The organism is Rania fehmarnensis (assembly GCF_056494185.1).
The window spans coordinates 2,186,531-2,207,786 of record NZ_CM151398.1; the positions used below are offsets into that span (position 1 = coordinate 2,186,531).

Consider the following 21,256-nt stretch of genomic DNA (forward strand, 5'->3'; position numbering starts at 1 on the left):
CGCAGAGAAGTGTTCGACATCAACCCCTAACCCATATTAATCGCCATGAGTTACCAGGCCTTAGTAACCGCAGCCGAACATATTCCTGAGATTGACGTCGACGAACTGCGTCAGCCGCAGCATGACGCTAGGGCCAGAGCGTTGCTTCAAGACTGTCGCCGTGCGCTGGAAGCAGCCCGAGCGGCCATCGCTGCTCGTCCGCAAGTTCCGACAGAGTTTGCCAGCGAGTATTTCGGCAAGCATGCATCGGACCTTCAACCACAGCGGAAACTCGCGCGAGCTTTTCAGCTGGAGTCTATTTTGGCTGATCGGGATGCAAATCACGAGCACGCCATGGCTTGCGGTCTCGATATTGTGCACCTGGCACATTGCCAACGGCGCAACGGGTTGATAACCGACATGCTAGTAGGCATCGCAACTTGGGTTACAGGCATCTGCACGTTGGCCGAATTGCGGAGTCGGCTGAGTCCGGACCGGCGTGCCAAGCTGATCCAACTGCTGATTGAGAGCGAAGCGGAATGCGAACCTAGTACGACGGTCATTGCCCGAGATGCGCGCTGGACAGCGACGGTCGAAATGCCTCCGTTCGATGAACAGGAATATCGTTCGGGTTTTGGAGACGAGTTTACCGCTGAAGAGATCGATGCGTTTGTTGAACAGGAGCGAGCCGCGGAAAACGCACCTCCCTCGAACAACCAGCAGAGTTTCTATGACTTAAGCGATCGAGCATTAGCCTATCAGCGACTGCTGACCATTGAGCTGGCCATCCATAACTACCATGCTGACAATGGAGGGCCACCTCCCGATCTCCGTGCACTGGTGCCTTCGTTCTTACTGGCCCGCTTACCAGACCCGTTCACTAATTCCGACTTTATCTATCGAGTCGAAAATGGCCAGCATCTCTTATATAGCGTTGGAGCTAAGCGGCGCGACTTGGGCGGAGTGCGGGGTGATTGGGTTGAGGTGTCAATGAATAGGGCGGATATGTTTTTGGAGTGACAATTCCAAGTTACGAAAAAAGCCCCGTGCCTGCGGGCACGGGGCTTCAAACTTCAAACTTCCGACTTCAAACTTCACTTAGTCCATGTCGTAGTCGTCGTGGCTGTGTCCGCCTTTGCCGCCCTTGTCCGCCTTGGGCTTTTCAGCGATCAGAGCATCGCTGGTTAGCAGCAGGATGGCTACGCTGGCTGCGTTGGACAGAGCGGTACGCGTTACCTTGGTTGGGTCGATCACGCCGGCTTTGACCATGTCTTCGTAGACGTCGGTCAGAGCGTTGTAACCAAAGTTGGCTTTGCCGTCGGCTACCTTCTCGCAGACGATGCCGCCATCTTTGCCAGCGTTTTCGCTGATCATCATCAGCGGAGCGCGGCAAGCACGCAGGATGATGTTGTAACCGACGACTTCGTCGTGGCTCAGGCCTTCAGGTGCCTTCAGGCTGCTGCTGGCGCGAAGCAGAGCGACGCCGCCACCTGGCAGGATGCCTTCTTCGACTGCAGCGCGGGTGGCATGCAGAGCGTCTTCAACGCGAGCCTTCTTTTCCTTCATTTCGCTTTCGGTAGCTGCACCGACATTGACCTTGGCGACACCGCCGGCCAGTTTGGCCAAACGTTCGTCCAGCTTTTCGCGATCGTAATCGCTGGTGGTGTTCTCGGCTTCGCGACGAATTTGATCGATGCGGGCCTTGATATCGCTGCTCTTACCAGCACCTTCGATGATGGTGGTGTTGTCTTTGTCGACGATGACCTTCTTGGCGCGACCCAGTTGAGGCAGGCCGACGCTTTCCAGCTTGGTGCCCAGAGCTTCGAAGATCGCTTCGCCACCGGTCAGGATAGCGATGTCTTCCATCATGGCCTTGCGACGATCGCCGTAACCAGGAGCTTTCACCGCGCAGATGTTCAGCGTGCCACGCAGGCGATTGATCACTAGCGTTGCCAGGGCTTCGCCATCGACGTCTTCGGCGACGATCAGCAGTGGCTTGCCTTGTTGGACAACTTGTTCCAGCAGTGGAACCAGGTCCTTGATGTTCGAGATCTTCTTTTCGAAGACCAGGATGTACGGTTCTTCCAGTACGGCTTCCATGCTGGTCATGTCGGTTACGAAGTAAGGCGACAGGTAGCCGCGATCGAACTGCATACCTTCAACGAATTCCAGTTCGGTGTGCAGGCTCTTGCCTTCGTCGACGGTCACTACGCCGTCTTTGCCAACCTTTTCCATGGCATCGGCCAGGAGGTTACCGATTTCGCGATCGTTGTTGGCAGCGATGGTGGCGACATTGGCCATTTCGCTCTTGTCGCGAATCTTGATCATCATCTTGTGCAGTTTTTCGGTGATATCGGCAACTGCCTTTTCGATACCCATCTTCATTTGAATGGGATTAACGCCGGCCACTACTGCTTTGAGGCCTTCGTTGAAGATGGCTTCGGCCATCACGGTCGCGGTGGTGGTGCCGTCACCAGCGACGTCGCTGGTCTTGCTGGCCACTTCGCGAACCATACGAGCGCCCATGTTTTCATAGACGTCTTCCAGTTCGATTTCCTTGGCGACAGTCACACCGTCTTTGGTAACGGTTGGGCTGCCAAAGCTCTTTTGAAGAATGACGTTACGGCCTTTGGGACCGAGGGTGACTTTGACGGCGCGAGCCAGTTTCGATACGCCGCGGCGAATCGCTTCGCGGGCTTCCTGATCGAAAGCAATGATCTTGGGCATGGATTAGACACTCCAGTAAAGTATGTGTGAATGTGCTTGCGTAGGTAGGACGGGTCTCCAGGCCCGTCCAGCGTGTTGTTTGTGCGTTGAGGCTACATTTGTGAACGGGCCTGGAGTCCCGTTCTACGGCGTCTACTCTAGTACTGCGAGAACTTCAGTTTCGCTCATCAGTACGTATTCTTCGTCGCTGATCTCGATGTTCTCACCAGCGTAGCTGGTAAAGAGAACGCGATCGCCGACCTTGACTTGCATTGCGCCGCGGCTGCCGTCGTCCAGCAACTTGCCATCGCCGATAGCGACAACCGTGCCTCGAGTTGGCTTGTCCTTGGCTGAATCGGGCAGCACGATACCGCCCGCAGTCTTACTTTCGGACTCTTCACGCTTGACCACAAGTCGGTCGCCGATGGGTTGTAGTTTCACAGTGGTTTTGTCCTTGCTCTTCGTCGCCGTCGCCATGAGCGGCACTCCTCCCAAAAGGATGATCTAAAAGTTAGGGTAATTCTCGGCCGGGTTTCGCAAGTGGGACTTGCGGAGCAGACCGCCGACTTGGGGAAAGCGGCTGGAGCCTGCAGGCCGTCAAAAAGGCATGCAAATTTGTACGCCCGCCACCTAAGCAAACCCTGTGCCACGGTCTGTTTTGAGGCTGAGTCAATCGCGTTTCACTAGGGAAAACGCGGTCAAAATTGATGTCGAGAATTTCACGAAAAGCCGCTCAGCCAATTTGACAGGCCAGCCCAGCGGCTGGGACACCCAGAGAGCAGGAGGGCGAAGGTCCTCCTGAGCCAAACACCGTCACGCAGTACGGACATAGTCCCGGGGGAAGGTGGGCAGCAAGATGATTGGGCAGAAAGATGATTGGGTACCGGTGGTCTGTCCCCCAACAACTGAGCAGGAAGGTTCCGTTTTTGAAACGCTGAGACGCAGAGAATCGCAGAGAAGAGCTTTTTCTCGGCGGACTCCGCGGCCTCTGCGTTTTAAACAGGGAACCGCACGTAGGTAGCCGAAGTCGCCAGACTTTGGACGCGTCAGGCTTGATTCATCCAATCTCTGGCGAGATCGGCTACGAACACTCTGTCGCTCTACTTGCTGGCCAGGTTGTACAGGGAAGCCAACATGTAGATGGGAATGACGAAGGCTAAGCCAAGGGTGGGAATCGCTAAAAAGATAGTGATCAGGCCCGCCAAGAAAGAGATCGCTAGGGTTCTGCCGAGATTGCCCAACACTAGCGACATCGACATTTGCAGAGCCTCGGTCGGCTCGTAGCCGTCGGCCCCGGCAAAAAGCGTTAGGCAGCTTCCTAGGCCAAACAAAAGCATGATCACCGCGATCAGCAACAGCCAGATGCCTACCAGCGTAATAAACTCAGGGCTCTGCAGGCTACCGTTGGTCATCCAATTGATCAAACGCGGTAGATAAATCAGCGACGATAGCATTATCGAAATAACGCTCTGCAAAATCGAAGCGCCGAACGCGCCGCCGGGATTGAGCGAATCTCCGAAGTTGAATGGCTTACCGCGCACGGCGTTGAGCGCGGTACGGCTGAGCGATCCAAAAACCCAAGCCGCCAGAGTGATAACAAATGGCATGGCGCACAGACTGATGACTAAGCTCACGGTGGCAGCAGTCTCAGGTGGTGAGCGCATGATCGCGATCAGCGCCCCGGTGAATACGCCCAGTAGCACATTGCAGCCGATCCAGATCAGAATCAGTGGAATGGCCACCAGGCACGATGGAAACAGCCCTTCAAAGCCTTGTTGAAGAACGTTGCCAACAGTCAATGCGTTCGAGCGCCGAATCGGGTTGGTCGTGGGCGCGGACCATGCGCCGGCCGGTGCGGCATATGGGTTATCTACGCCGCCCGAGCCGGCCTGGCTGCCCGCAAGCGGGTGACTAAAGTCCGCATGCTCCAGCTGCGAACCGAAACTGCTAGTGCTCTGGGGAGTCGGAACAGGCGTCGCGGGGCGCAGTGAAATGGTCGAACGATTGGGGATGGTCAATACGACTTGGCAATAGGGACATTCGGTTTCCAAGCCCGCCGTCGAGCCAGGTACTTCCATCACTCCTTGGCAATGCGAACATTCAAAACGAATCGGTTGGCTGGATACAGCGGTTGATCTGGCGTTTGTCGCCGCAGAGTCCTTGACGCGAGACCTTTCAGCCCTGCTTTGCTCTGTCCCGTCGTCGGCCAAGGTCAGTTCATCATTTACATTGGCTGCCAAAGTCGACTGCCGCAAAGTTGGCTCCGCAGCCCGAGGTGCGGGCTCTACCGAGCGCGCTGCAGGCTCTGGTGCCCGCGGCGCAGGTTCGAGCGGCGCAGGTTCCGCAGCAGGTGTCGGTCGGGTCGCTGCTCGCGAGTCGGACTGCGCGGGCGTTGTTGGACTGGTCGGTGCGGCGGCTGCAAGTTCCAGTTCGATGGCGAAGACGGCCTGGCAGACGTGGCATTTGCCCTTGCGTCCGCGCATGTCTTCGCGACCTTCGAACAGTTGCTGGCATTTGGGACAGTGAAATACCAGGGCCGGAGCCGCATCGTCCGCTGGTCCAGGCTCTTTGGATATCGTAAAGATGTGCGAGCACTTCTTACATTGACCACGAGTCCCTAACAGTTCTGGTTCGCAGACCAGATGATGTTGGCACTTGGGGCATGGTATGCTCAGCTTTCCCGACGCTGCGATTGAGTCGGCGCTGTCGACTACGAAGGGAATTTCTTGCTCGTGTTTGCAAGCAGGGCAGCGCGAGCGTTTGCCACTGGACCCATCGGGCACGCGCAGCACACTTCCACATTCTTCACAGGCGAATTCAATAGGCATGACCAGACCGATGTTAATTCCCAATTCCAGAAGCTGGGCTAGTATAAGCTCGACACTTGTCGTACTGCAAACTTGGTGCGCAGTAATCTGCGTAGGCTGGTTTTGCGAAAGCCGCGCCACTGCGCAATCGCTGGAACAATTGCCGTATAACCACCCTGGACTGGTGGTAGATTTGGGAGTCGGATTGTGGGCCTGGCCAGTTCCCTACGATGTCGATAGTGATGGCGATTTCGATTTGCTAGTTTCCTGTCCAGACAAACCATCCAATGGTGTGTGGTTGTTCGAGAATCGCAGCCAGCCCCACGAAAAATTCCCGATCTTCGAACGCGGATTCCGCCTCAGTCGCACCGTGCATTACATCACGCCCAGCTACGTACCGGACTTGCGCGTGATGTCGCCCGGATTCGAATACATCGACTTCGCAACTCAAGGCACAACCGAAAAAATCGAACTGCCAATCAAGGGCAACTTCTACCAACCCCAAGGCAACCAGCCTAAAGGCCCCAAGGTTCGGCACAATCAATGGCGTTATGTCGACTTCGATGGCGATGGTGCGCTCGACCTGGTGGTCGGCATCGAAGACTGGAGCGACTACGGCTGGGACGATGCATGGGACAGCCAAGGCAAGTGGACCAATGGTCCGCTCCATGGCTTCATCTTTGTCATGCGCAATCGTGCCACCACAGCTGCACCCGACTATGCCCAGCCAGTCAAACTGACGCTCGACGAGCCGTTCTCGGCCACGACTGCGCAATCGCCAGCCCAACCCAACGCAGCCGAAAATCGTCGAATACTCGAAGTATTCGGTTGCCCATCGCCGAATTTTGTTGACTTTGATTTCGATGGTGATCTCGATTTGTTGTGCGGCGAGTTTCTGGACAGCTTTACCTACTTTCAAAACGTGGGCTCGCGCACCGATCCTCAATATACCGCCGGCACAAAGTTGACCACTCCGGACGGCCTACCCCTGCGCATGGATCTCGAGATGATCGTACCGGTAGCCTTCGATTGGGATCGGGATGGCGATCATGACTTGATCGTGGGCGATGAGGATGGTCGCGTGGCTTGGGTCGAGAACGTCACGGTCAAAGGCAGCCAGTTGCCGCATTTCTTGCCGCCACGCTACTTTCAACAGCACGCCGATACGCTCAAGTGCGGCGCGCTGGCGACGCCTGTGGGTGTCGATTGGGACAGCGATGGCGATACCGACATCGTGTCCGGCAATACAGCCGGCTACATCGAATGGTTTGAAAATCTAGGTGCCGCTAGCGATAGTCCACTGCCCAAATGGGCAGCCCCCAAGCGCTTGCAAGTCGATGGTCGTCCGTTTCGTATCATGGCGGGCCAGAACCTCAGCATTCAAGGACCGGCCGAAGCCAAGTGGGGCTATACAACGCTCAGCGTAGCGGATTGGGATGCAGATGGACTACACGACATCATCTTTAACTCGATCGTCGGTCGCGTCATGTGGCTGAAGAATATCGGTTCGCGCAGCGCACCACAGTTGGCTGCGCCACGAGCGATCGAGGTGGAGTGGGACAAGGCTGATGCGTTGCCGCGCAAACCCAAATGGACATGGTGGCAGCCCGAAGGCAACGAACTGGTTACACAGTGGCGCACGACTCCCGTAGCACGCGATGTAACCGGTGATGGCCTGGTCGATTTAGTCATGCTCGACCCCGAAGGCTATCTGGCGCTCTACCAGCGTGCTAAGCGTGACGATCAACTAGTTTTGCAACCACCGCAGCGCGTCTTTCAAGATGCAGCCGGCAATCCGCTGCGATTCAATGAACGCTCTGCAGGTGGTAGTGGTCGTCGCAAGTTGAGCATTGTCGATTGGGATGGCGATGGTCACTGGGACATCCTGCTCAACTCCAGCAATGCCGATCTCTATCGCGGACTTGGTCAGCAGGCTGGCGCATGGCGCTTCGAAAAGTCAGGCTCGCTGGCCACGCAAAATATCGAAGGGCACGATGTCAGTCCCACGACCGTCGATTTCAATCAAGACGGTGTGCCCGATTTTCTCGGTGGCGCAGAGGATGGCAGATTCTACTATCTGAAAAATCCACGCGAAGATTGAAGATTGAAGATTGAAGATTGAAGATTGAAGATTGAAGATTGAAGATTGAAGATTGAAGATTGAAGATTGAAGATTGAAGATTGAAGATTGAAGATTGAAGATTGAAGATTGAAGTTTGAAGTTTGAAGATTGAAGTTTGAAGTTTGAAGATTGAAGTTTGAATTGGAATAACATCATGATGACCCGCAGGTTTGTGCTGTTGCTGGTATGCACTTTCTTCTCCGACCAACTTCGCGCCGACAATCCCATTGAGATCGAGAATCGCCATGTCGGTTCGACCGATTGGCAACTGACCCGCGTGCGACTGGACAGCGGTCAGTTTCGTTCTACGCAGATCGAAGGTTACTGCTCCAAGCAGAGCGTGGTTGTGGGCGAGTCGATCGAGATCATGGTCGCCAGCAATCCCGTGCGGGCATTCAAGCTCGAGATCTTTCGCATGGGTTACTACGGCGGTCGCGGCGCACGTTTGATGCGGACCTTTGAGCGCATCGAAGGCACGCAGCAACCCGAGCCTACGATTGGTGAAAAGAACTTGCATGAGTGCCAGTGGAAGTCATCGCTATCGCTCACGATACCGGCGGATTGGCTGAGCGGTGTCTATCTGGGTCGCATGACCACCATTCCCGAAGGCAACGAGGCGTACTGGCAAAGCTATGTCGTGTTCATCGTCCGCGACTCACGACCGGTCGATATCCTGTTTCAATGCAGTGACAACACCTGGCAAGCCTATAACGTGTGGCCGAGCAAGTACTCGGTGTACACGCATCCCAAAGGTGGACAAGGTCCTTGGGCCGATGTCAGCTTTGATCGACCATACGGTCGCGAAGCTCAATACAACAGCGTGGTCAATGATCCACTGACCGTCGGTTCAGGTGAGTTTTTGCCGTACGAATTTCCGCTAGCCTACTGGCTCGAACAGCATGGCTACGATGTGGCCTATTGCTGCAACAGCGATATGCTCACGCCCGACCGCGGACTAAAGGCCAAAGCGTTCGTCAGTGTAGGGCACGATGAGTATTGGGACTTGGCGCAGTTTCATAGCGTCGAAAAGATGCGCGACGCTGGAGTGGATCTGCTCTTCCTCAGCGGCAATAGCGTATGTTGGGTTACGCCCATGCGCCCCAGCAGTGACGGCAGGCCTAATCGCATCATGTTTCGTGGTGGTCCCTATGGCGCCGACAACCAGTACGCTGTCGAGCGCGAGCGCGATCATGGACCGTTTCCACATCGAGGTCCCGACGAAGGTCTGCTGATGGGCGTGCGGAACATCGAACCGGTCAACGGTGGTGGCGACTGGATCGTTACCGACGCCGAGCATTGGATCTTTGAAGGCACAGGTATCAAAAATGGTGATTCGATTCCAGGTTTGATTGGCTGGGAATATCACGGCCAGCCCGCGGATATCCCAGGTTTAAAAGTCGTTGCCAGCGGCACAGCCTGGCAGGGCGGAGTCAATCCACAGCAATGGATGGCGGTGGTCTATCCTGGGCCCAAAGACAATTTTGTCTTCAATGCGTCGACCATCTTTTGGGCTCAAGCCCTCAGCGATCCGCCGGGCCACACCCTGCCCTGGTCCCACTGGAGTCGCCCACACGGCCCCGACCAGCGCGTGCAGCAGATCACTCACAACTTGCTCAAACGGGCACTGAGGTAAGTGTGGCATAGGCTTCCAGCCTGTGTGTAATGTGGCATAGGCTTCCAGCCTGTGAATCTTGTGGTATAGGCTTCCAGCCTGTGTGTAATGTGGCATAGGCTTCCAGCCTGTGTGCTTGGCATGTAGTAGGGGAACGTACAGCGTTTAACTCGTGGCAGCGAGAGAATTTGTGTGGTGCATTCTGCTGCGAACACTTCCACTTCGGTAACCAGCCCCCTCCCGGAGCCTAGCTTAACGCTGGCTCCGACCTCCCCCAAGCAAAGCTTGGGAGAGGTGACATACACACAGGCTGGAAGCCTATGCCACACACAGGCTAGAAGCCTATGCCACATTCAGAGGCTAGAAGCCTTTACCGCAGGCGTTACAATACGAGGGTAGATTTCTGAGCCCCTGGTACTGCCATCCCGAGCGAGCACGCGAACATGCGAATGGAAGGTCGTCGCGAGAGCGACAATGTCGAAGATATTCGAGCCTCTGGTGGTCGTCGTATGATGATCGGTGGCGGAGGCGGCATGATCACGTTGGTGATCTTGCTGGCCGCGTGGTTTCTGGGCGTCGATCCACGGCCGCTGCTGCAGAACATGCCGCAAGGTGGGCCGGCTGTGGTGCAAGATGAGCAGCCGCTCGATCCGGCCAATGATCCCCATGCACCGCTGAAAAAATTCAGCAGCCAAGTACTGGCCGACACCGAAGATACGTGGACGAAGCTATTTTCTGCCGTGGGCAAGCAGTATCGTGCTCCCACGCTAGTCTTGTTCCGCGACGATGTTCAGTCGGCGTGCGGCGGAGCTACCGCGGCGGTTGGGCCCTTCTATTGCCCGGGCGATCAAAAAGTTTATCTGGATATGAGTTTCTTCCAAGAGATGCGCGACAAGTTAAAAGCCCCTGGCGATTTTGCCATGGCCTATGTAATCGCTCATGAAGTTGGACATCATATTCAGAACGAACTGGGCCTGTCGATGCAAGTTCAGCGGGCTCAACAACAACTGACTGCTAAGGGCCAAAAGGCTGAAGCCAACCGAATGAGTGTGCGGTTGGAGTTGCAAGCCGACTACCTGGCGGGCGTGTGGGCTCATCATGCTGAAAAGCGGCAACCGTTCCTGGATCGCGGTGATGTCGATGAAGCCCTCAACGCGGCGGAACAAATTGGTGACGATACGTTGCAGCGGCGTGCCCAGGGCCGTGTCGTTCCCGACGCCTTTACCCACGGCACCTCCGCCCAACGCAAACGCTGGTTCAAAGCCGGCTTCCAAAGCGGCGACTTTGAACAGCTAAATCAATTGTTCGAGGTCGAATACGACGAATTATAGGATAGCGCTGCACGTACCCCACGTAGCCGAGTCTCTCCGAGACTCGGCCGCTGCGCTACGATCGACTGTCCATCGTGACTAAGCTCGGCAAAGCATAGGTGCAACCGGATCGTTGGTGATCTCGACAGGTCCGTCATAAGCGAGTCTCGGAGAGACTCGGCTACGTGAGACACGTAGCAGCGTCTCTCCGAGACGCTGAATGATCCGAGTCTCGGAGAGACTCGGCTACGTGGGGGCTGTAGTGAAATTACTTCACCTTTTCGCCCTTGCTGGAATAGGATTGCTGTTGGGCGTCTTGGTTTTGCAGGGATCGCATCTTCTTGCGATTAGCATTCCATTCTTTGTCGGAGAGTTTGCCGGCTTGCGCTTTGTTGTCGGTAGCCCGCGAGCGCAACTCTTCGACGCCCAGCAGTGAGTAGTTGGTATCCAGAAACTCACCGTTCATCTTCAGCAGTTTTTCAGCCCCTTCGATATCGCCGCGGTCGCGAATCATGGTTGCTTGCTGATTGCGTTCGTTGGCGATCTGCAGGACGCAGCAAGCCAAGACACCTTTGTCAATCGACTTGTCGGCCGCTTCTGGCGTGTCGGTAAAGCGAGTCTCGACGCTGCTGGTCAGTTTGTCGGTGGTTTCGCGAATGGCATTGCGATAGGTCGTGGTTACTTCGGCCAGTGGTCGAACTGTACCGGAATCGCCTTTAGGAATCTCCAACTCCAGCACGAAGTAACGTTCTTGGTTGGCATAGAGCTGTCCAAGCTCGATCGTGACTAGCTGGCCTTCGATATTGGCTGGGTAGTTCAGCACCTTTACTGGGCGAATGCCTTCGGCCAATTTGGTTTGAATTACGATTTGCTGCGCTACGACGCTCATCACGTCGTCGAACTCGCGTTGGAAGACGGCGATCAGGTCTTGAGCTTGTTCGATGAAAGTGTGGTTGCCGCTGCTTTCGATTGCCAGCTTGCTCATCAGGTCTTCGTTATATCCTAACCCCAAACCCATCGTGCTGACGCTGATGCCTTCTTTGATCAGGGAGCGCCCCAGTTGTCCCAGTTCCATGGGGCTGGCCGGGCCCACGTTGGCCAGGCCGTCGGAGAGCAGGATTACGCGATTGACGCGTTTGGGATCGAGGAATTTGCGAACTTCGGCGGCACCTTTGCTGACACCCGCAAAGAGAGCGGTATTGCCATCGGCTTTGATCGAGCCGATGCGCTGCTTGATCCACTCGCGATCCGAGGCGCGGGTGGCGGGTATCAAGACTTCGACGCCCGTATCGTACGTTACGACCGAAACGATATCGTCATCGCCCAGGCGATCGATCGCTTGCATTGCAGCCCGCCGCGCGTTTTCGATCTTCTCGCCTTGCATAGACCCCGAGCGATCGATGACGATGGCCACGTTGACGGGCGAACGTTTCGCCTGATTGGGTAGCGGAAAGCCTTCAATGGCGATGCGCAAATGATTCTCGCATTTGGGAGAATCGCAGATTAACATCGTCGGATGCGCCAGTGCCACATTCAGCTTGACCTGCTGGGCATGTGCCCATGATCCCCACTGACTAGACAAACCAAGCGCGAGCCCTATAGCACAAGTAAGTAACGTTCGCATAGCATGTTCTCCTACAAACCAAAGCTTCGGAAGAATTGTCGGTGGCCATTCCATCAACTCTCCATTAGACGCGCCCTGGCTGCGGTAGAGTTCTGAAAATTGCAAATGCCTTGTAAAAGAAATGTAAAAGTGTAACTATGACCCACATCCCCGCGACTTCTGCATCTACTTTTGTCGCCCTGTGCGCCAAAGCGATTGCCCTCGTCATGCTGCTGACCAATGCGGTCACAGCCGAAGATGTCTTGCATCGTATCCTATGCGCCGACTCGTCAAAATCTCGCATCGCGATCATTGATGAAGCAGGCAAGACCGAATGGGAAACCAAGATTGGTCCGTTGCACGATTTGCACCTGCTACCCAGTGGCAATGTGTTGTTGCAAACCAGTTGGACAGAGTTGGTCGAGATCGAACCATCGTCGGGCAAGCAAGTGTGGCAGTACAACTCCGGCGAACAAAATGGCAACGCGGGCAAGCCGGTGGAAGTGCATGCTTTCCAACGCTTGGATAACGGTCATACGATGATCGCCGAAAGCGGACCAGCGCGCGTCATCGAAGTTGATGCCGACGGGAAGATCGTTCATAAGGTAGCACTGAAAGTATCCAATCCCCATCCTCACCGCGATACACGCTTGGTGCGCAAGCTGGCCACCGGCAACTACCTGGTTTGTCACGAAGGCGATGGCATGGTGCGCGAGTATGCGGCCGATGGCCAGATCGTTTGGGAATACGCGGTACCGCTCTTCGACAAAAAACCGGCCGACGGCCATGGAGTCGAAGCTTGGGGCAATCAATGTTACTGCGCGCTGCGACTGGCCAGTGGCAACACGCTGATCTCGACCGGCAATGGTCATGCAGTGATCGAAGTCACACCTGACAAGAAGGTTGTTTGGCATCTGAAGCAAAACGATTTGCCGGGCATCAAGTTAGCTTGGGTGACCACTTTGCAAGTGCTGCCATCGGGCAACATCGTGCTGGGCAACTGTCACGCTGGCCAGGCCAATCCACAAGTGATCGAAGTCACGCGTGACAAGCAAGTCGTCTGGAAGTTCCACGACTTCCAACGCTTCGGCGACTCGCTGACCAACACGCAGGTGTTGAGTGTCAACGGGGCAGCGCTAACGAGCAAATTAGGTAGCGAACGATAGATTAACTCGTTTAACCCGTAGCCGTCAGGCGAGGCAATCGCAGGCGTGCGGTTGGCAGCGAGAGGGTTCGTGTTGAGCATGAGGACTCGTTTAACCCGTAGCCGCCAGGCTAGGCAATCGCAGGCGTGCGGTTGGCAGCGAGAGGGTTCGTGTTGAGCATGAGGATGCTTAGGTAAACGCAAGCTTGATTAGCAGGTGCACCTCGCCTGGCGGCTACGGGTTAAACGAGGATGCTTAGGTAAACGCAAGCTTGATTAGCAGGTGCACCTCGCCTGGCGGCTACGGGTTAAACGAGGATGCTTAGGTAAACGCAGGGGCGCTACGCTGGGTGCACCTCGCCTGGCGGCTGCGGGTTAAACGATTGGGGCAGGCTCTAACTTGATGCGGTTGCTTACTAAATCGGGCTGTGCGATAATAGCAATCAGCTCTTTAAATCCCCTTTAATATTTAGAATTTTTCACCATGCAGATATGGCCCGCGATCGACTTGCTGGGCGGCAAATGTGTGCGGCTGCAGCAAGGCGATTACAACCGCGAGACAGTGTTCGCTGAAGACCCGGTACAGATGGCGCATCAGTGGGTCAAAGCTGGGGCTCGATGTCTGCACCTGGTCGATCTCGACGGGGCCAAGAGCGGCAGTCAGATCAATCAACCGGCGATTCGCGGTATCGTGGCGGAAACCGGTGTGCCCTGCCAGGTTGGCGGTGGTGTGCGCGACGAGCGAGTCATTGAACAACTGCTGGATCTCGGGCTGGCGCGAGTGATCATCGGCACGCGCGCTTTGCGTGAACCGGAGTGGTTTGCCAAGATGACGCAGCAATATCCCAAGCAACTTGTGCTGGGCATCGATGCTCGCGATGGGATGGTGGCCACCGATGGTTGGCTGGAGACTTCGAAGACATCGGCCATTGAGCTGGCGCAGCAAATTGCCGCTCTGACCGATCAAATACCGGCGATAGTGTATACAGATATCGCCAAGGACGGCATGCTGGCCGGTCCCAACTTCGAGCAACTGGAACAAATGCAACGTGCCACGCGCATCCCGGTGATTGCCTCCGGTGGCGTGACCACTCTGGAAGATATTGATCGACTGGTCGCGATGAAGACGCACGCCTGTATTGTGGGGCGGGCGCTTTACGAGGGCCGGCTGGATTTGGCGGAGACCCTGAGCAGAGCGCGGCGCGAAGTTGCCGCCGGTCCGCCGTAACGAACGGGCTGCCGACCGGAGCGAAGCGCCTTCTCGCCTTCTTGGATCGCCCGGTTTGCAGCAACAAGGCGATTAGTGGCGAGACACACAGAGCCTGGCACGCTCGCGACTCCACCTGGAGAAGGCCTGGAGTTTCGTCGCGGGCCGGGACTAGCAGTGGAAGGTGCAAGATCATGAGCAAGGCAGTATCGGTAGGCCAACGTCGCAACATTGCGTTGTGCGGACATGGCTCCTGCGGCAAGACCAGTCTCATCGATTCCTTACTGGTGGCCACGGGGGCGGTGTCCGGCGAGCACAGCGTCGATAACGGGACCAGCATCTGCGATTTCGATCCCGAAGAAAGAACTCATCATCACACCGTCGAAGCCAAAATCACGCACTGCGAACATCAAGGTTTGCACTTCTCGCTGCTAGATACACCCGGCTATCCCGACTTCATCGGTCAGACGATCGGTGCCATGGCCGGAGTCGACTGCGCAGCTGTCTGCGTTCACGCGCATGCGGGAGTCGAAGTCAACACGCGCCGCGTCTTTCACGCAGCCCGTCAAGCGGGCCTGCCCTGTGCACTGGTCATCACGCGCATGGATGGCGATGCGATCGACTTTAAAGAGCTCGTGCATCAGTTGATTGCCGCCTTTGGTGATGCCTGCGCCTTGATCAACGTGCCTGACAATGTTTCGGGGCGTTTCACTAAAGTCATCGATGTGCTCGAAGGCGGTCAAACCATGGCCAGTGAAGTCATCGACGTCGCACAAGCTCGCGAACATTTGATCGAATGCCTGGTCGAAGCCGACGACGCCGCGATGGAGCAGTATCTGGAAGGTACCTTGCCCGACCTGGGGACCTTGCGCACGCTTTTGCCCAAAGCTGTGCTCAAGGGGACGCTCATTCCGATCTTCTGCGTGTCCTCCAAACAGCGGGTGGGGCTGGCCGAACTCTTGACCGGTCTAGGATTATGTGCACCTTCGCCGGACATGTTGTGTCGTCATGGTATAGGCCCTGACGGTGAGTCGATCGATCTGTGCGCCGATAATGATGCGCCGTTGGTGGCTCGCGTCTTTGAAACGCACATCGATCCCTTCGTGCAGAAATTGAGCTACATTCGAGTTATCTCCGGCACCGTAACCAAAGATCAAGTGGTTCACATCGCAGGCACGCGCAAGAATCTCAAGATGCCGCAGATCCTGGAGATGCAAGGCAACCAAACTGCCCCCATCGACTGCGCCGAAGCTGGCCAGATCGTAGCTGTGGCTAAGCAAGATGATTTGCATACCGGCAGCATCTTGGGCGACGTCGAATTGCCACCCATTCCATTTCCTAAGCCCATGGTCGGACTGGCCCTGGCCCCCAAGAGTCGCGGCGATGAAAACAAACTAGCCAATGCCCTCCACAAGTTGGTTGAAGAAGATGCCACGCTGCGTCTGGATCGCGATTCGCAAACCAGCGAACTGGTGATCACCGGTATGAGCGAGTTTCATCTGAAGATGATTCTGGAACGCTTGCACTTCCGCGATAAGTTGGACGTCGAGACCAAAGACCCGAAGATTCCGTTTCGCGAAACCATTCAAGTGGAAGCTGAAGGTTCGTATCGCCATCGCAAACAGAGCGGTGGTCGCGGACAGTTTGGCGAAGTGCACATCCGCATGTACCCACTGCCCATGGGTACCGACATCGAATCCTTTGTGCGTCGCGAACGATTCCCGAATATGAAAGAGCATCATTACGATTCGAGCTGCAATTTTTTGTGGATCAACTCGGTCGTGGGTGGCACGATTCCGACGAACTTTTTGCCAGCTGTCGAAAAGGGTTTCAAAGAGCGGATGACGCGCGGCGTGATCGCTGGTTACCAGGTCCAGGATGTGGCTGTTGAAGTTCACTTCGGCAAATACCACGATGTTGATTCGAGTGAAGCGGCATTCAAGATCGCCGGCTCCATGGCCTTCCGCGACGTCTTCTTGCAGGCCAAGCCATGTTTGCTCGAACCAGTAGTCAAGCTGGATGTCACTACGCCCGAAGCCAGTGTGGGTGACATCTACAGCGACATGAGCACCCGCGGCGGCCGCGTGCTGGGTAACGATGCGATCGGCGGTGGATTCCAAGTGATCCACTGCGAAATTCCGATGCGCGAAGTGCTGCACTATAACCGCACGCTCAGCAGCATGACGGCCGGCCAAGGTAGCTACCTGGTCGAATTCAGCCATTACGAAGTCATGCCTGCCAATATCCAACAGCAGATCATGTCCCACAGCAAGGTCGTCGAAGAAGAGGAAGTCCACGCGTAAGCGTTTTGTGGCATAGGCTTCCAGCCTGTGTTATTAAACCAACAATTCACCACAGAGTTACCCAGTGCCTTGGCGCCAGTGCCTTGGCGCTAGTGCCTTGGCGCCAAGCAACCGGCTTTAGCGACCGAACGCACGGGAGACAGAGTTCGATTTTGTGTTCCTGTGTGTCCGGTTCACAGGTTGGAAGCCTATGCCACAGACACAGGCTGGAAGCCTATGCCACATTCAGGATTACTGGTACATTTTGTCCCAGTGTTTTTCTACATTGCCGACAACTTTAGCCAGTTAATGCCTGACCATGAAAGCCGTTGCCATTCGACCGGGTACTCCCCATAGTATTCACAGTCGCGATATCCCCGAACCACGTCTGGACTCCGTTCCCAATGGTAAAGGCATTCGCGTCAAAGTCTTGAAGGTGGGGGTCGATGCGACCGACCGCGAAATCAACGATGCCCTCTATGGCAATGCGCCTCCGGGTGATGATTACCTGGTCCTGGGCCATGAGTGTTTCGGCGTCGTCATGGAAGTTGGCCCTAATGTCACTAGTGTCAAACCCGGCGATTACGTGACGGCGACCGTGCGTCGTCCGGGTGGTTCGATCTATGATCAGATCGGTACCTATGACATGACTAGTGAAGAAACCTATTACGAGCGCGGCATCAATCTACTGCACGGTTATTTGACCGAGCAGTTTGTCGATGGCGAAGAGTACATCGTCAAGGTGCCCAAGGGCCTCAAACATTTGCACGTGCTAATGGAACCGATGAGCTGTGCTGCCAAGGCAGTCGCTCAAGCCTACGAAGCACAGCGGCGCATGCGCGTATGGCGACCCAAGCGCGCCTTCGTTTTGGGCGCTGGTCAAATCGGCTTGCTGTCCACCTTGCTCCTGAAGTTGCGGGGACTAGAAGTTTTTACCTTAGCCCGTGCGCCCGGCCCTCATTTGAAAAGCGAAATTGTCGAAGGCATGGAAGCGACCTATGTCAGTACGAAAGAAACCAGCCTACAAGACCTGGTGGCCAAAGTGGGCAAGGCCGACTTGATTGTCGATGCAACTGGCAGCAGTCAAATTGCCTTCGAAGCTATGACCGCGCTGGGACATAGCGGTGCCTTGGTGTGGACCAGCATCACTGGTGGCAAGAAAACTACCGAAGTGCCATCGGACAAAATCAATATCGAATGGGTGCTGGGTAACAAACTGCTCTTGGGTTCGGTCAACGCCAACCGCGAATACTTCGAGTCGGGTATTAAAGACATGGCCCTGGGCGAAGTCATGTACCCAGGAGTGCTCCAACGCATATTGACCAACCCGGTCGAGGGCTTGGACAACTACAATGAGATGATGCGTCTGCTGGTTGAAGACAATTCGGCGCTGAAGGTTTATGTGAACGTGGCTGATGAGTGACTGTAGCCGAAGTCGCCAGACTTTGGATGCGTTACCAATTAACGTCCAATCTCTGGCGAGATCGGCTACGGAGAAACCCCTCCCGAATCTCGCTAGGGCTCGATTCGACCTCCCCAAGGCAAAGCCTTGGAGAGGTGACTGTAGCCGAAGTCGCCAGACTTTGGACGCGTTACTAGTCAACGTCCAATCTCTAGCGAGATCGGCTACGGAGGCGCCCCTCCCGAATCTCGCTAGGGCTCGATTCGACCTCCCCAAGGCAAAGCCTTGGAGAGGTGACCGTAGCCGAAGTCGCCAGACTTTGGACGCGTGACTAATCAACGTCCAATCTCTAGCGAGATCGGCTACAGGAGGGAGCACCCAATCATGGCCCACAGATTCTTGCTGCCCATCATTCTTCTGAGTGTTTGCCTGGCAGCTTGTCAGAAAAATGTGCCTCCCTCTGCAGCGCCACCACCATTACGCCCCGAAGAATCGTTTGCTCGACAAGTTCAGCAGGTCAAAGCGGGACAGCGCGACGAGATACGGCTCTTGGATTCGAAGGTCGGTGCCGAAGAACTTATATCGCTGCTCAATCTGGGCACACTGCGGACATTGATCTTGGATCAGGGCGTTGTGACGGATAAGGAGGTGAAGTACTTCGCAGATCTGCATGTGCTGACGCACTTGCGTTTGCGCAAGAGTCCGTTGACCGATGTGGGATTGAAGGATCTAGCCCAGCATCGCCTGGCCGAATTGCAGGTCTTGAACTTGCCTCAAGCTAAAATCACGGCTGCGGGTCTGCGAGAGCTGGCTGTGTTGCCGAAGCTCAAACAACTTCGGATCGCAGGTCGTGAGATTGACGATGCAGCCGTAGTGGAACTGAGCCACTGGCCAGCTTTGGAGAGTTTGCATCTTATTCAACCGGGCATCACCGAAGCAGCACTCGAGACACTGGCTGCGATGACCGAGTTGTCGACGTTGTATGTCGATGGCGCGCAGGTCAGTCCGGAGGCTTGGGACAAGCTACAATCGGCTCGTCCTCAGTTGCACTTGCATTTGGATCAAGTGCATGACGATCTCTAACAGTTTGCACTGAGAAGTGAGCAGTGAAAGTTCTGAAGTTGAACTACAAACTTCAGCACTCAAATCTCGGGTTCAATCGACGCGGACATGCTGCCTTTACAGTTGCGGCTGCGTTCGTCTTTGCCGAAGGCGTGAATTTGATCACGCTTGAGTTCTGCATGTTCTCGGGTGGTGGTCAGGCAGATAGCCTTGCCAGCGGTATCAACCGTTTTGGCCAATTCAAACGCTTGCTGTTCAGAGTGGCCGAACAGTGACCGCAGCATCTCGATGACGTAGTCATAAGTGTGGTTGGGGTCGTCCCACAAAATGACGTGGTACCGAGGCTGGCGTTTGGGTGGTGGGGTCTGAGGCCTGGTTCTTCGCAAGCGTACTGGTTCCGCGACGTCAGGTTCCATGACGGCTGCATCAGATTGAGCCATGCGATGCGTCTCCTACGAAAAGCAAACATAACTGGGGCGATGAACGAATCGGTGTCACAAGCTATATTGTAAACCCCGAACGGGGTGTCCTTACAAGTATTTTTGATACGATCCGCACCAGAAAAGTTCACACATGTCGCCCTTGGCTACGCTCGATCGTTATCTTCAGCAAAGTCAACCAAGTCACCTTGAACAACTTAAACAGTGGCTGCGCATTCCCAGCGTCAGCGCCGATCCGGCCTTCAGTGGGGATATCCGGCGCTCGGCCGAGTGGGTGCTGAATGCTTTCGCTTTGCAAGGTTTTACCTGTGAATTGATCGAAACCGACGGTCCGCCACTTGTCTACGCCGAGAGCCCAGCGGTGCCTGGCAAGCCGGTGGCGCTAGTTTACGGGCACTACGATGTCCAACCGCCTGATCCACTGGACAAGTGGTTGACTCCGGCCTTTGAGCCCACTGAGCGCGACGGCAATTTGTACGCCCGCGGTGCTACCGACGACAAGGGCCAGGCACTGACCCACATCTTAGGCGCCGCCGCGTGGACCGCCACCGACCAGCCGCTGCCATTGCAGGTCAAGTTTTTAATCGAAGGCGAAGAAGAGGTCGGCAGTTCGCAATTGGCCAAGACACTTCCCAAAATCAAGGACCGCCTGGCCGCCGATGTGATCGTCATCAGCGACTCGTCGCAATATGCCGCAGGTCAGCCTGCCGTGACTTACGGTCTGCGCGGAATCGCTTACTACGAAGTGCGTTTGCATGGACCCAAACAGGATTTGCATTCGGGCAGTTTCGGCGGCGCCGTTCATAATCCGGCGATTGCCCTGTCGCGTCTGGTCAGCCAAATCATTGATGAAAATGGTCGTATCCAATTGCCGGGCTTTTATGATTCGGTTAAGCCGTTGGCTGAAGGCGAGCGGCAAATGTGGCGGTCGCTGAACTTCGATGATCAGAAGTTTGCTCAACAACTGGGCGTCAGCGGACTGGTGGGCGAAGCGGGTTACTCGACGCTGGAGCGCCGCTGGGCTCGTCCGACCTTCGATGTGCATGGCTTGATGGGCGGCTACCAGGGTGAAGGCGGCAAGACGATCATTCCCAGTTGGGCTGGTGCCAAGATCAGTTTTCGCCTGGTCCCCAACCAATCGCCCGCCGAGGTCACAGCTCAATTGAAACAGTTCCTGGCCCAGCATGCACCTGCTGGCGTGCGCGTGGAGCTGATCGAAATGCATGGAGGTCAAGGAGTGGTGGTCGATCCCGAAAGCCCCTACATGGCAGCGGCTACCCAGGCGATAACCGACGCCTTTGGCACTCCGCCGGTCTTGATTCGCGAAGGCGGTTCCATTCCAATCGTGGCCGCCATGGTCGAAGCACTCGGAGCTGAAGTCCTGCTGCTGGGCTGGGGCTTGGAAGATGACGGTGCCCATAGCCCCAACGAAAAGTTCTGCATTGCAGACTTTTATCGTGGCATTCGCGCCAGTGCACATTTATGGCACCATTTGGCGAACTAATGTGGCCTAGGCTTCCGGCCCGGGGGAGCCTGGGGCACAACAGAGCGACAGAGGCTGGAAGCGTAGGGCACATTAG

Annotated in this window: 15 protein-coding genes; 10 read left to right on the plus strand and 5 right to left on the minus strand. The window is 55.7% G+C overall.

What is annotated here, in order from left to right; genetic code table 11:
• Positions 1-45 precede the first annotated feature (45 nt).
• Positions 46-999, plus strand: a complete 954-nt coding sequence (locus SH573x_RS07145) for a hypothetical protein (protein ID WP_479353695.1) — start codon at positions 46-48, stop codon at positions 997-999.
• A 78-nt stretch (positions 1,000-1,077) separates the two neighbouring features.
• Here SH573x_RS07145 and groL read toward each other — a convergent pair whose 3' ends face one another.
• The 3 genes from groL to SH573x_RS07160 form a co-directional block, all read right to left on the minus strand.
• Positions 1,078-2,706: a chaperonin GroEL gene (gene groL / locus SH573x_RS07150; RefSeq protein ID WP_479353697.1), complete on the minus strand. Its 1,629-nt coding sequence runs from the start codon at positions 2,704-2,706 to the stop codon at positions 1,078-1,080.
• A 132-nt stretch (positions 2,707-2,838) separates the two neighbouring features.
• Entirely contained in the window at positions 2,839-3,162 is a 324-nt protein-coding gene (locus tag SH573x_RS07155; RefSeq protein WP_479353699.1) for a co-chaperone GroES, read from the minus strand.
• A gap of 623 nt (positions 3,163-3,785) precedes the next feature.
• Positions 3,786-5,513, minus strand: a complete 1,728-nt coding sequence (locus SH573x_RS07160; protein ID WP_479353701.1) for an AI-2E family transporter — start codon at positions 5,511-5,513, stop codon at positions 3,786-3,788.
• Positions 5,514-5,523: 10 nt separating this feature from the next.
• On the opposite strand from SH573x_RS07160, the gene SH573x_RS07165 reads away from it, so the two are divergent.
• The 3 genes from SH573x_RS07165 to ypfJ all read left to right on the plus strand — a co-directional run bounded on the left by SH573x_RS07165 (position 5,524) and on the right by ypfJ (position 10,557).
• A complete protein-coding gene (locus SH573x_RS07165; protein WP_479353702.1) occupies positions 5,524-7,593 on the plus strand; it encodes an FG-GAP repeat domain-containing protein in 2,070 nt (689 codons plus the stop codon).
• 175 nt (positions 7,594-7,768) lie between these two features.
• Positions 7,769-9,247: a N,N-dimethylformamidase beta subunit family domain-containing protein gene (locus tag SH573x_RS07170; RefSeq protein ID WP_479353704.1), complete on the plus strand. Its 1,479-nt coding sequence runs from the start codon at positions 7,769-7,771 to the stop codon at positions 9,245-9,247.
• Between the two features lie 422 nt (positions 9,248-9,669).
• A complete protein-coding gene (gene ypfJ, locus SH573x_RS07175) occupies positions 9,670-10,557 on the plus strand; it encodes a KPN_02809 family neutral zinc metallopeptidase (protein ID WP_479353706.1) in 888 nt (295 codons plus the stop codon).
• A 247-nt stretch (positions 10,558-10,804) separates the two neighbouring features.
• Here the strand turns inward: ypfJ and SH573x_RS07180 are convergent, their stop codons facing one another.
• Positions 10,805-12,160, minus strand: a complete 1,356-nt coding sequence (locus tag SH573x_RS07180) for a vWA domain-containing protein (protein WP_479353708.1) — start codon at positions 12,158-12,160, stop codon at positions 10,805-10,807.
• Positions 12,161-12,297: 137 nt separating this feature from the next.
• Between SH573x_RS07180 and SH573x_RS07185 the strand changes: the two genes are divergently transcribed.
• The 5 genes from SH573x_RS07185 (at position 12,298) to SH573x_RS07205 (ending at position 19,257) form a co-directional block, all read left to right on the plus strand.
• Positions 12,298-13,305 (plus strand): outer membrane protein assembly factor BamB family protein, encoded by a 1,008-nt coding sequence (locus tag SH573x_RS07185; RefSeq protein ID WP_479353710.1) that lies wholly within the window; start codon positions 12,298-12,300, stop codon positions 13,303-13,305.
• A gap of 462 nt (positions 13,306-13,767) precedes the next feature.
• A complete protein-coding gene (gene hisA, locus SH573x_RS07190) occupies positions 13,768-14,511 on the plus strand; it encodes a 1-(5-phosphoribosyl)-5-[(5-phosphoribosylamino)methylideneamino]imidazole-4-carboxamide isomerase (protein ID WP_479353712.1) in 744 nt (247 codons plus the stop codon).
• A gap of 173 nt (positions 14,512-14,684) precedes the next feature.
• Entirely contained in the window at positions 14,685-16,793 is a 2,109-nt protein-coding gene (locus tag SH573x_RS07195) for an elongation factor G (RefSeq protein ID WP_479353714.1), read from the plus strand.
• A 298-nt stretch (positions 16,794-17,091) separates the two neighbouring features.
• Entirely contained in the window at positions 17,092-18,195 is a 1,104-nt protein-coding gene (locus SH573x_RS07200; protein WP_479353716.1) for a glucose 1-dehydrogenase, read from the plus strand.
• Between the two features lie 363 nt (positions 18,196-18,558).
• Positions 18,559-19,257 (plus strand): leucine-rich repeat domain-containing protein, encoded by a 699-nt coding sequence (locus SH573x_RS07205; RefSeq protein WP_479353718.1) that lies wholly within the window; start codon positions 18,559-18,561, stop codon positions 19,255-19,257.
• A 59-nt stretch (positions 19,258-19,316) separates the two neighbouring features.
• Here the strand turns inward: SH573x_RS07205 and SH573x_RS07210 are convergent, their stop codons facing one another.
• Positions 19,317-19,676, minus strand: a complete 360-nt coding sequence (locus SH573x_RS07210; protein ID WP_479353720.1) for an ATP-dependent Clp protease adaptor ClpS — start codon at positions 19,674-19,676, stop codon at positions 19,317-19,319.
• Positions 19,677-19,809: 133 nt separating this feature from the next.
• Between SH573x_RS07210 and SH573x_RS07215 the strand changes: the two genes are divergently transcribed.
• Complete coding sequence (locus SH573x_RS07215; RefSeq protein WP_479353722.1) at positions 19,810-21,180, plus strand: dipeptidase; 1,371 nt, start codon at positions 19,810-19,812, stop codon at positions 21,178-21,180.
• Positions 21,181-21,256 lie beyond the last annotated feature (76 nt).